Annotated in this window: 8 protein-coding genes; all 8 read left to right on the forward strand. The window is 55.8% G+C overall.

Features of this window, described 5'->3' with window-relative positions:
• Window positions 1-42 precede the first annotated feature (42 nt).
• The gene (locus V4529_16385; GenBank protein MES2359918.1) at window positions 43-3051 is read left to right on the forward strand and encodes a type I restriction endonuclease subunit R; all 3009 of its coding nucleotides are present in this window, start codon (window positions 43-45) and stop codon (window positions 3049-3051) included.
• 3 nt (window positions 3052-3054) lie between these two features.
• Window positions 3055-4254, forward strand: a complete 1200-nt coding sequence (locus tag V4529_16390; protein MES2359919.1) for a restriction endonuclease subunit S — start codon at window positions 3055-3057, stop codon at window positions 4252-4254.
• A 3-nt stretch (window positions 4255-4257) separates the two neighbouring features.
• Window positions 4258-5367, forward strand: a complete 1110-nt coding sequence (locus V4529_16395) for an AAA family ATPase (protein MES2359920.1) — start codon at window positions 4258-4260, stop codon at window positions 5365-5367.
• 6 nt (window positions 5368-5373) lie between these two features.
• A complete protein-coding gene (locus V4529_16400; protein ID MES2359921.1) occupies window positions 5374-7023 on the forward strand; it encodes a type I restriction-modification system subunit M in 1650 nt (549 codons plus the stop codon).
• Window positions 7024-7715: 692 nt separating this feature from the next.
• Complete coding sequence (locus tag V4529_16405; GenBank protein ID MES2359922.1) at window positions 7716-8846, forward strand: ATP-binding protein; 1131 nt, start codon at window positions 7716-7718, stop codon at window positions 8844-8846.
• Window positions 8839-11076, forward strand: coding sequence for a S8 family peptidase (locus tag V4529_16410; protein MES2359923.1), 2238 nt, complete (start codon window positions 8839-8841; stop codon window positions 11074-11076). Before V4529_16405 ends, V4529_16410 begins: the two co-directional genes overlap by 8 nt.
• Before the next feature lie 39 nt (window positions 11077-11115).
• On the forward strand, window positions 11116-11496 hold the full coding sequence (locus V4529_16415) for a multiubiquitin domain-containing protein (protein MES2359924.1): 381 nt from the start codon (window positions 11116-11118) through the stop codon (window positions 11494-11496).
• A complete protein-coding gene (locus V4529_16420) occupies window positions 11493-11897 on the forward strand; it encodes an E2/UBC family protein (GenBank protein MES2359925.1) in 405 nt (134 codons plus the stop codon). The genes V4529_16415 and V4529_16420 overlap by 4 nt, the downstream gene beginning before the upstream one ends.
• Window positions 11898-12198: the final 301 nt, after the last annotated feature.

Consider the following 12198-nt stretch of genomic DNA (forward strand, 5'->3'; position numbering starts at 1 on the left):
ATATTTTCACTTGAACCCATGCGATCGAATACCAGTGGCATCATGAAAGTGTCCGAACGTCGGCTCGAAGACGAGCTGATCGAGAAGCTCAACGACCTGAAGTACGAATTCCGTAACGATATTCGCGACCGGGCGGCGCTCGAGAAGAACTTCCGGGAGAAGTTTCAGACGCTGAATCTCGTGACTCTCACCGACGCCGAGTTCAGGCGTCTTCTGGACGAGATCGTCACGCCCGACGTATTCGCCGCCGCGCACACGCTTCGTAACCGCAACAGCTTCACGCGCGACGACGGAACTCCTCTCAACTATACACTCGTCAACATCGCTGACTGGTGCAAGAACACCTTTGAAGTTGTCAGTCAGCTTCGTATCAATACCGATTATAGTCATCATCGCTACGACGTCCTGCTGCTCATCAACGGCGTCCCGGTTGCTCAGATCGAGCTGAAAACCCTCGGTATCAATCCGCGGCGAGCTATCGAACAGATCGTCGAGTATAAGAACGACCCGGGCAACGGCTACACGCGTACGCTCCTATGCTTCGTCCAGCTTTTCATAGTCAGTAATTGGGACTCCACTTACTACTTCGCCAACAATAACGCCCGTCACTTCGCGTTCGAGGCCGACGAGCGCTATCTGCCGATCTACGAGTACGCGGCCCCGGACAATTCTAAAATCAAGAGCATCGACCGCTTCGCGGACGCCTTTCTCGCGAAGTGCACGCTAGGCCAGATGATCAGTCGCTACATGGTCCTCGTGGCCAGCGAGCAAAAGCTCCTGATGATGCGACCGTACCAGATCTACGCGGTCAAGAACATTGTCGAGTGCATCGACAAGAATCTGGGAAACGGCTACATCTGGCACACTACGGGCAGCGGCAAGACGCTCACCAGCTTCAAAGCATCGACGTTGCTCAAGGCTAATCCAACTATCGACAAGTGCATTTTCGTCGTAGACCGCAAGGACCTGGACCGCCAGACGCGCGAGGAGTTCAACCGCTTCCAGGAAGGATGCGTCGAGGAGAACACCAACACCCACACTCTCGTCCATCGCCTGCTCTCGGATGACGCTGCCGACAAGGTAATAGTCTGCACCATTCAGAAGCTTGGCCTCGCCCTCGACGAAAATAGCAAACGCAATAGGGGCCGCGAGAAAAGAGGACTATCAAGCTACACGGACCTGCTCGAACCGATGCGCAACAAACGCATGGTTTTCATCTTCGATGAATGTCACCGTTCGCAGTTCGGCGATAACCACCAGGCTATCAAGGAGTTCTTCCCGAAGGCGCAACTCTTCGGCTTTACCGGCACTCCCATCTTTGAGGAGAACGCCATATCCAAACGCGTCGAGGACGAGGTCCAGACGCTGAAGACCACGGAGGCCCTTTTTCAGAAGCCACTGCACAAGTACACGATCACGCATGCGATCGAGGACCGTAATGTCCTGCGCTTTCACATCGACTACTACAAAGCCAATAAGAAGAACGCTCCTAAGTCCGGTGAGCCGCCAGCTAAACGCGATGTCGTCGATGAGATCCTCGCCAAGCACGATGCTGCCACCGGAGGGCGTAAGTTCAACGCGCTCTTTGCCACCGACTCAATCAACGATGCGATCGCATACTACACACTACTCGCGCAGGTGCAGGCCGAGAAGATGCGAGCCGATGCAGATTTCGCCCCGCTTAACATCGTAGCCGTTTTCTCCCCGCCGTCCGACGTCAGTACCGATGTGAAGCAGCTTCAGGAGGATCTGCCGCAAGAACAGGCAGACAACAAGCACGACCCAGAACAGAAGAAGCAGGCCCTCAAGAAGATCATCGCCGACTACAACGAGAAATTCGGAACGAACCACAGCATCGACGAGTTCGATCTCTACTATCAGGACGTTCAGAAGCGCATCAAGGATCAGCAGTTTCCCAACGCAGACCTGCCGGAGAAGGGGCGCGAGAAGGTCGACATCACGATCGTGGTGGACATGCTACTGACGGGGTTCGACAGCAAGTATCTCAACACGCTCTATGTCGACAAGAAACTCAAGCAACATGGACTGCTCCAGGCCTTCAGTCGCACCAACCGCGTACTGAACGACACCAAGCCTTACGGTCATATCCTCGACTTCCGCGGCCAACAGCAGGAAGTGGATTCCGCCATCGCGCTCTTTTCGGGCGCCAAGGCCGATAAGGCCCGCGAGATCTGGCTAGTCGATAAAGCCCCGGTAGTCATCGACAAGCTCAAGACCGCCAAGGCAGCCCTCGACGCGTTTATGAAGTCGCAGAACCTCACCAGCACGCCCGAAGACGTCGCGAATCTGAAAGGCGACGACGCGCGAGTCGCGTTTGTCAAGCATTTTAAGGAAGTGCAGAGGGTGCAGACACAGCTCGACCAGTACACTGACCTCACGCCTGCGCAGGAATCAACAATCCAATCGATTTTACCGACGGCCGAGTTACACTCCTTCCGCGGAGTTTACCTCGAAACAGCCCAGCGGCTCAGAGCCGAGCAGAACAAACCGGGGAGCCAGACGAGCACCCTGCTCGACCAGCTGGACTTCGAATTCGTCCTCTTCGCCTCGGCTACGATCGACTATGACTATATCATGAAGCTCATCGCCGATTTCTCAACGAGAGCGCCCGGCAAGGCGACTATGAGCCGGGATGAGTTAATTGGTTTGATCGCGGGCGATTCCAAATTCCTTGACGAGCGCGACGACATAACCGAGTACGTACGTGGCCTCAAAGCGGGCGAGGGCCTCAACGAATCCGCAATCCGCGCTGGCTACGAACGATTTAAGGACGAAAAGGCTGCCAGAGAGCTCGCCGAAATCGCCAACGAGCACTGCCTGCCAGTGGCGTCGCTTAAGGCCTTTGTCGATAGAATTCTCGTTCGCAAAATTTTCGACGGCGAACAACTCACTGAATTGCTCGCCCCACTCGATCTCGGTTGGAAGACGCGCACGCAGAAGGAACTTGCACTAATGGCCGACCTCGTCCCGCTACTGAAGAGGCGTGCCGGCGGCCGCGATATCTCCGGCCTCGAGGCCTACGAGGAATAATCGATGGCGAAGAACGACAAATCGGTGACGATGCCGAGGTTGCGGTTTCCGGAGTTTCAGCACTTGCCGGGTTGGGAGAAGCAGCCTTTGAGTGCGCTGCTTAATTACGAACGTCCGGACGAATACTTCGTCTCAGACACAGCGTATCAACAGTCCGGAACGCCGGTCCTTACGGCGAACAAGAGTTTCATCCTTGGATACACGAACGAAAGCGATGGGATTTACGAGGATCTGCCAGCTGTGATCTTCGATGACTTCACCACCGACAAGAAGTATGTCAATTTTCCCTTCAAAGTAAAATCGTCCGCCATCAAAATTCTCACGACGAAGGGCGATGACAGCCTCAAATTGATTTTCGAATTGATGGGCGGGCTCAATTTCAAGCCGAAAGAACATAAGCGCTACTACATTTCCGAATATCAAGCTCTGGAAATTGCTCTCCCAAAAGAGGCCGAACAACATAAGGTCATCGCGTGCCTGATGTCGCTGGATGAAGTGATTGCCGCCCAGGGGCGGAAAGTCGAGGCGTTGAAGGCTCACAAACGGGGTCTGATGCAGCAGCTTTTCCCCCGCGACGGGGAAACGGTTCCGCGCCTCCGCTTTTCGGAGTTCCGTGAAGGGCCGGAGTGGGCTGAATCAGCACTGGGTTCACTGGCCGCCGTCAAGAACGGATATGCGTTCAAAAGCTCGACTTACGCGACCCAGGGGTTTCGCATTGTGACAATCGCCAATGTTCAAGCTGGCCAGCTTGCTCTCGGTGTCACAAAACGCATCGCGGAGTTACCCACGGATCTGCAGAATCATCAGAGGTTATCAGTAGGAGACATCTTGATCTCCATGACCGGCAACGTAGGTAGGGTTTGCTTGGTCAATTACCCCAATCTTTTGCTCAACCAGCGGGTTGGAAAGCTGATTCCGTATGATGTGAATCAAGAATTCTTCTACCACGCACTTCAGCGCGATGAGTTCCGCAAGACTATGCAGTTAAAGGCTGCAGGTGGGGCGCAGGGAAATCTGAGTGCCCCGGATATAGCCGGATACGTTGTTGCGTGGCCGCGAAACGATAAGGAGCAGCATCGAGTCGCCGACTGCCTCTCCTCCATCGACCGCCAGATTGCAGCCGAGTCAGAAAAGCTCCACGTCATGAGAAACCATAAGAAGGGTCTCATGCAGCAGCTATTTCCCCCGCCGGAAGGGACGTAAGGCATGCCTTACGCTTCCTATTTGAGTCTGCCTTGGCTAGCGGAGCATCTCCGCGATGAATTGCGGTCGAAAAAGTCGATCCTTCTCTACGCGTACAACGGGGCGGGCAAGACGAGACTGTCTGGCGCGTTCAAAGATTTGGGGAAGAAGGGGGATGACCGGGATACGTTGTACTTCAACGCGTTCACCGAAGACTTGTTCAACTGGCACAACGACCTCCAGAACGACCGCCAGCGAGCGCTCACCATAAACAAGGAATCCCGCTTCTTCGAGGGGCTCTGGCAGTTGGAGATGGAAACCCGTATCCGTCGGCTGTTGGACCGGTACGCTGACTTCGACTTCCGTATCGACACCGAGAACTGGAAAGTCAGTTTCTCGCGTGAAATCACGACGGGCGAGGGCGACAGCGCCAAGACCGAAGTCGTCGACGATATCAAGATCTCCCGTGGCGAAGAGAACATCTTCATCTGGTGCTTTTTCCTTGCAATCGTGCGGCTCGTGCTGGATGACGACGGCAATGGCCCCTATTCCTGGGTCAAGTACATCTACGTTGACGATCCGATCTCGTCCCTGGACGACAACAACGCGGTCGCCGTTGCACACCACCTAGCGCAGTTGCTGAAAGATGCGCCCGACCAGCTGCGGGTGGTCGTCTCCACCCACCATGTGCTCTTCTTCAACGTTCTTTGCAACGAGATGAAGAAGCCACGCAAATATTTCCTGACTAGGGAACCGCGAGGGCGTGGCTTTACAGTGCAGGAGACCGACAGCACGCCGTTCCTTTACCACCTTGCGTCGCTGCAGGAGCTATACATGGCGCATGAGTCCGGCGCGCTGTACACGCATCACTTCAACATGATGCGCCGCGTAATGGAGCAAACAGCTTGCTTTTTCGGATATGAGAGCTGGGATAAGTGCCTCAAGCCTGAGGACGACGATCCCAATGCCACAATCTACAAGCGGGTGATCGACCTGATGAGCCACGGCGATTATTCGCTATATGAGCCGCGGGAAATGTTGCCTGAGAATAAGGAGCACTTCGGCAGAGCGCTCCGTCAATTCATCGCCCATCATCCATTCAATCCAGTGCTGTTCCCTAACGAAACGACGTAACATCTCATGACTGAACAAGACCAAAAAGAGCTTGGTAAGACCCTCTGGAACATCGCTGATCAATTACGCGGCGCAATGAACGCGGACGACTTCCGCGACTATATGCTGTCGTTCCTGTTCCTGCGCTACCTCTCGGGCAACTACGAGGTCGCCGCAAAAAAGGAATTGGGTGCGGACTACCCCAAGCATGACAACATCGGCCATGCCAACGGCGATGCCACGACGCCGCTGCAGCTATGGTACCAGCAGAACATGGGAGATGCGGCGGAGTTCGAAAAGCAGATGCGCCGCAAGGTGCATTACGTGATCAAGCCTGACTACCTCTGGGATCACATCGCCTACCTGGCAAAGACGCAGAACGATGAACTGCTGAACACCCTGCAGAAAGGGTTTAAGTACATCGAGGAAGAGTCGTTCCAGAGCAACTTCCAGGGTCTGTTCTCCGAGATCAACCTCGCATCCGACAAACTGGGACGCAAGTACGCCGACCGCAACAGCAAGCTTTGCGCGATCATCAGTGAGATCTCTAAGGGAATGGGGGAATTCTCATCCGAGGCAGACGCACTGGGCGACGCGTACGAATACCTGATCGGGCAGTTCGCGGCGGGCTCCGGGAAGAAGGCCGGGGAGTTCTACACGCCGCAGCAAATCTCGAACATCCTCTCCGCCATCGTCACGCTCGACAGTCAGGATCCCAAGACCGGGAACCGCAGCAAGCTAGAGAGCGTGTTCGATTTCGCCTGCGGCTCGGGCTCGCTGTTGCTCAATGTGCGCCGTCACTTGAAAGAGGCCGGCGGTACCATTGGCAAGATCTACGGACAGGAGTCAAACATCACCACCTACAACCTGGCGCGCATGAACATGCTATTGCACGGGGTGAAGGACACTGAGTTTGAGATCTATCATGGCGACTCTCTAAAAAATGACTGGGATTGGCTTCGCGAAACGAACCCAGCGAAGAAACCGCAGTTCGACGCTGTGGTTGCAAATCCGCCATTCAGCTTTCGCTGGGAACCCAAGGATGAAGTGAGTGATGATCCGCGCTTCAAGAACCATGGCGCGGCTCCAAAGAGCGCCGCTGACTTCGCCTTCCTGCTGCACGGCTTGCATTACCTGAAAGACGACGGGGTGATGGCCATCATCCTGCCGCACGGCGTGTTGTTCCGTGGTGGCAAGGAAGCGGACATCCGCATCAAGCTGCTTAAGGACGGGCACATCGACACAGTGATCGGCCTGCCACCCAACCTATTCTACTCGACTGGGATCCCGGTTTGCATTCTGGTGCTAAAGAAGTGCAAGAAGCCGGATGACGTGCTGTTCATCAATGCGACTGAACATTTCGAACCTGGTAAACGGCAGAACCGACTCCGAGAAGAGGATATCGAACTGATCATCGGTACGTATCAACATCGCAAGGAGCAGGAGCGGTATTCCCGTCGCGTGTCGATGAAGGAGATCACGGACAACGATTACAACCTGAACATCTCACGCTACATCAGTACTGCCGAGGCGGAAGAAGAGATCGATCTCGCGGCGACGCATGACGAACTCGTCAGGATTGAGGGCGAAATCGTTCAGTCAACGCTGAAGCACAATGCGTTTCTAAAGGAGCTTGGTGTGCCCCCCCTCCCGTTGGGCAATTCGGATTCAAAGTAGAGAGGGTAGGCTGCCAGCCACATTGACTCGGGGAACCTGGATGCGGCTGTCATGTGGATGGGCCACGTCGTCTTGCTCAGGCTGTGGTCCTCCACAAGCCTGACGCGTGTCTGAAGCTGCGTAGGCATTACATCTTGCACCGTGCCCAAGGCGCAGACCAGACCCTGAGACACAGATGCGCAGCGAGCAAACCCGCTCCGGTGTCGGAAAGCGGGTACGGAGCGGGTTCTCCTTGAGGTCTTTACCTGTAGAGCCTGCTGCTGCCACGTGGAGAGGTTGAGGCGTCGTCTGTCCACAGGTGCCCGGTGATTCCGATCTGCGACGGCTCTAAGATGCCGAACAGCTTGTAGCCGTGAGGCATGTGGTCCTACGGGACGCGCGAGGGCTCATCGACCTCGTGCCCGCATGGCCGCCCATCGGACGAACACGTGAAAGACTGAGCCCAAAGCCTGTAGTTCAATCCTTCACCAGTGCATAGTATCGTGCCGCGTCATCCGCCATTCCCGGGTGGCACCTTGGGTCCAAATAATACGGTCGTAGGACTGCTTCTAAGCGGAAGTCCCAGAGCCGCTACCGGCACTTCGGATGCATTAATTAGACTCATGTGGACTAATGAGCAGTTTAGTCTTGCTAATTAGCCCAGGTCAGGTGTATTATTAGCCCACACTAATCGCACATGACTACTTTTAGAAATGGCAGACAACAAGGGTAAAGGCGACGAAATAGTCCAGTTGGCCCGATTGGCTATGACGGGCCGACCTCAGGACGTTCAAGCGTATATCCGGCGCTTGGCCCGGCGGTATCAAGGGGAACTGCCCGCAATGGCTGCACAGCTCACGGGGTTGCTGCAGGAGGCACCAACCCGCCAGTCCCCGCTCCGCCGGGAAACTGCGTCGCCAGTTCCTGTGGATTTAGAATCGCGCCTTCAGTTAATACGCATCGAGAACGCCCCAACCCTTGGAGTTGAACCGCTATGGGAAGCTGGCGTCAAACGCTCTCTCGACCAAATTCTTTCGGAGCGGGAGCACGACGAAGAGTTATTTAGCCAGGGCTTATCACCAAGCCGTTCGATCATTTTTACCGGTCCGCCGGGCGTCGGGAAAACGCTCGCCGCGCGCTGGATCGCCCGCGAACTCCACCGCCCGCTTTTGACGCTCGATCTCTCCGCCGTCATGAGCAGCTTTCTCGGTCGCACCGGGACCAACGTCCGCCATGTCCTCGATTACGCCAAGAGCGTCAATGGAGTGCTGTTGCTCGATGAAATCGACTCCATCGCGAAGCGACGCGACGACGCGACGGATGTAGGTGAACTGAAGCGACTCGTTACTGTGCTCTTGCAGGAAATTGACGATTGGCCGGCCACGGGCTTGCTCATTGCTGCCACAAATCACGCAGACCTTCTGGATCCGGCGGTATGGCGTCGCTTCGAAATGCGCGTGGACTTTCCCATGCCGACCGACGCTGCTGTTCGTCAGGCCGTCGAAACATTCCTTGGATCGAGTAAAGCGTCCGCGGCATGGAACGACGTGTTGGCGGTCACACTGCGCGGACTTTCTTTCAGCGACATTGAACGTGAAATGATGCTCGCTCGGCGGACGGCTATTACACAAGACATCCCGCTCGAAGATGCACTCGGTCAAGTGGTCCAAAGTCGCGTCGAACCGCTGGCCCGCCGCGAGCGAGGTGAGATCGCAATGTGGCTAACCGAGGCCGGTATCTCGCAACGGCAGGTCCACGAATTAACCGGCGTTAGCCGCGACACCATCCGGAAGAAGACGAAGCCGGCCGATGCAAACACCCGGAAAGGAGTAACCGATGGCTGAGCGCAGTAATTTTCTCATTGGCTATGGAGAGCGACTGGCCGCAGATATTGCGGCACCCGTGGCGGGCGCGCCAAAGAAGCACCCCTATACGTTCGCGGAGGCCCGCCAACGTCTCGCGCCGAAGGTGAAGGACACAGTCACTGCACTGGACAAACTCTCCGATGAAGTTTGTCCACGGGATCAAGCCGTTGCGCTCGTAACCCTACACCCTACTTATCTCGCCAAGTCTTATTACCCGGCGGAACTACTCAAGACGTACGGGCTGGAGACAATCGGAAGCCGGGCGCGCGAAGTATCGCCTAATAAATGGACGAAATTGAAACCGCCGGAATCGGCCATTACCTCCGAATTCTTCGTTGCAGGCGCCCGAAGGCACTTTCGCGACCTTGCAGCCAATATTGACCATCTAAACAAGGAAGCTCTGGGCGCCAACGATCTTATTAAGATCGAAGATTTTCGTGCTCAACCAGCGGAAGAAAAGTTGAAGCCGCTCCTGTCCCAAGAGATGGAACCGCTACTGGAGATCGTTCTCCACGCACAACCAGTTCGAGAAGATGCTTTCATACTAGAAGGCTTCCAGGCTTACCTCAATACGTTCGGAGTCAAGCTAAGCCTCGACAAGCGCCGGTTTTTTGCTGAAGGGCTCTGTTTCCTTCCGCTTCGCGTTCCGCGCAACATTGCCGCTGAGATCGTGAAGTATTCCTTTCTGCGCCTCGCCCGCGAAATGCCTCGGCTTCGCCAGTTCCGTCCGATGACGCGAGCGACGCCCGGCTTTACGCCCTTTGTCTGCCGCCTGCCTGCCGAAGGACCAATCGACCGCGACTTACGGGTCGCCGTGTTCGACGGCGGCGTGCGGGCGGACGCCAAGCTCGATCTCTGGGTCAATCGGAGGGAAACGAAGAATATCGGCGCCGCTGTGCCAGATTTCGAGAATCATGGGACCGCAGTGACGTCGGCACTGCTCTTCGGGCCTCTGCAAGACGGTGTTACCGCCGAACGTCCTTACGCAAGCGTCGATCACTATCGCGTCCTCGACGCCGATACGATGAAGGACGATCAGCAGGAACTGTACAGCGTACTAGAACGCATTCAAGACGTGCTTGAGTCGCGGCCCAAATACGACTTCATCAATCTCAGCTTGGGTCCGGATCTGTCGATCGAGGACACCGATGTCCACGCATGGACGGCGGTGCTCGACCAGTTGTTCGCTGACGGGCTGACTCTGCCAGCAATATCAGTAGGCAACAGCGGCGAACTAGACTGGACTTCCGGTAACGCTCGCATCCAAACGCCTGCCGACTGCGTCAATGCGCTATCTGTCGGCGGCTGCGACCGAGTCGGCGCAGGCTGGAAGCGCGCGTCGTATAGCTCGATCGGGCCTGGCCGCAGCCCCGGCATCATGAAGCCCGACGGTCTTGCATTTGGCGGTTCGAGTCGAGAGCCCTATTGGGTCCTTAGCGCAGAGAATCCTGGCACGGCAATGCCGATCACAGGCACCAGCTTCGCGTCGCCCACAGCGCTGCGTACAGGCATCGGGGTGAAGGCGCATTTTGGTAAGCCACTCACGCCATTAGCAATCAAGGCGCTTCTGCTCCATTGCGCCGATGATGGCGGCCACGATAAGACCGAGGTGGGCTGGGGCCGCATTCCCGATAACTTGCACGAGATCGTACTTACCGACCAGCACGCTGCGCACATCGTATATCAAGGCGAACTGCGGCCCGCGAGCTGGGTGCGAATGCAAATTCCGATCCCGCCAGAACCGATGATTGGCATGGTCGACATCACGGCGACCTTCTGCTTTGCCACGCCGACCGATCCGCAAGATCCGCTGAATTATACGCGTAGCGGCCTTGAAGTACGGTTCCGCCCACATGATCAAAAGCGCAAGAGGCCAGATCAACTCCACGCCGATGCGAGCTTCTTTTTTCAGGCCAAGGACGTCTCGATCGAAGAGGCAGACCTGCGAGCTGATGCACATAAGTGGGAAACCACGCTGCATAAGAACCGTGCGATGCGTGCGCGCGGGCTGCGCAACCCTGTATTCGACGTGCATTACAACGCAAGGATCGGTGGCCGCAACGCGGTAAGCGCCAACAAGATCCCATACGCACTCGTCATCACGATCGAGTCGAAGAAAACCCGGAATCTCTACGACAAGATTTTGCAGCGTTATCCGACGATCCTCGAGCCCTTGCGGCCAGTCGTCGAAATACCGATCCGCACCTAATTGATTCGCGGAGCGTTAACCCATTGATAGGAGAAAGATATGAGCGAGGAAAATAAACAGCGCGGGGGTGAAGAGACCGTCGTCGCTGAACTCAAGAAAGAGGTCACAGAATTAAAGGAGGAAGTCGAAATCCTCGAGGAAATTATCGACCTTGAGGAGTGGTCCAAGGCGGACAAGCAGCCAAGGCGAGCCAAGCGTTACCGCATACGGATCGACAAGGATTATATCGTCGTCGAGGTCCACTCCATGACCGGGCGGGAGATCCTTGCCCTCGTCGGAAAGACTCCAGAAACACACCTGCTCTCACAGAAATTCCGAGGCGGTCGCGTCGAGCCCATCAAGTCCGATCAGGTAGTCGAGTTTCATCGTCATCAAATCGAACGTTTCCAAACTTTGGCGCTCGATCCGACAGAGGGATGACGAACATGCGGCGACAATTCCAACTCGGCGAGGAAGACGAGGAATGTCTTACCGCGCGGGGTCAGCCATGGGAGGCCATCATCGAGAATACCGCGAAATGGCTGATCTTCCCCGATTACCCTGTTCCGGAAGGATACAACCATCGCACGGCAACGGCCGCGGTTCGAATCAAGCCCTCGTATCCAGACGATGATATCGACATGGTCTATTTCTTTCCGCCTCTGGCGCTCGCAAGCGGCAGAACAATACGTCAGCTCAGTTCGTTCAGTTTGGATGGAAAGCAATATCAACAATGGTCGCGACATCGCACACCTGCCAATCCATGGCGGCCGGATTTAGACAATGTCTGTACCCACCTACTTCAAGTGGATAATTGGCTAGAAAGAGAGCTTAGCAAATGAACACATTATGTATATGCACGTTAAGCTGAGGCTAACGCAGACCGATCACGCGCGATTGGTCTCCCACTTGCTTCCGGGTGACGGGCTCGAAGCTGTGGCGGTTGCGCTTTGCGGGCGGCGGCGCAGTGAGGCACATCACTGCTTAACTGTGCGTTCGGTGATTCCTATTCCGTACGACGAATGTAAAATTCGTGCACCTGACCGAGTTACGTGGTCAACCGCACGTCTGATTCCGTTGCTCGAAACTGGACTTGACCCGCTTTAATGGACACCAAGTTTAGGCTGCCTTGATCTCTTTCAG

It is taken from the genome of Gemmatimonadota bacterium (assembly GCA_040388625.1).
Classification (GTDB): Bacteria; Gemmatimonadota; Gemmatimonadetes; order Gemmatimonadales; family Gemmatimonadaceae; genus Fen-1247.

Excerpts from the sequence above, each read along its gene's own strand:
- V4529_16385 (MES2359918.1), top strand. The coding sequence starts at position 43 with ATGAAAGTGTCCGAACGTCGGCTCGAAGACGAGCTGATCGAGAAGCTC.
- V4529_16390 (MES2359919.1), top strand. The coding sequence starts at position 3,055 with ATGGCGAAGAACGACAAATCGGTGACGATGCCGAGGTTGCGGTTTCCG.
- V4529_16395 (MES2359920.1), top strand. The coding sequence starts at position 4,258 with ATGCCTTACGCTTCCTATTTGAGTCTGCCTTGGCTAGCGGAGCATCTC.
- V4529_16400 (MES2359921.1), top strand. The coding sequence starts at position 5,374 with ATGACTGAACAAGACCAAAAAGAGCTTGGTAAGACCCTCTGGAACATC.
- V4529_16405 (MES2359922.1), top strand. The coding sequence starts at position 7,716 with ATGGCAGACAACAAGGGTAAAGGCGACGAAATAGTCCAGTTGGCCCGA.
- V4529_16410 (MES2359923.1), top strand. The coding sequence starts at position 8,839 with ATGGCTGAGCGCAGTAATTTTCTCATTGGCTATGGAGAGCGACTGGCC.
- V4529_16415 (MES2359924.1), top strand. The coding sequence starts at position 11,116 with ATGAGCGAGGAAAATAAACAGCGCGGGGGTGAAGAGACCGTCGTCGCT.
- V4529_16420 (MES2359925.1), top strand. The coding sequence starts at position 11,493 with ATGACGAACATGCGGCGACAATTCCAACTCGGCGAGGAAGACGAGGAA.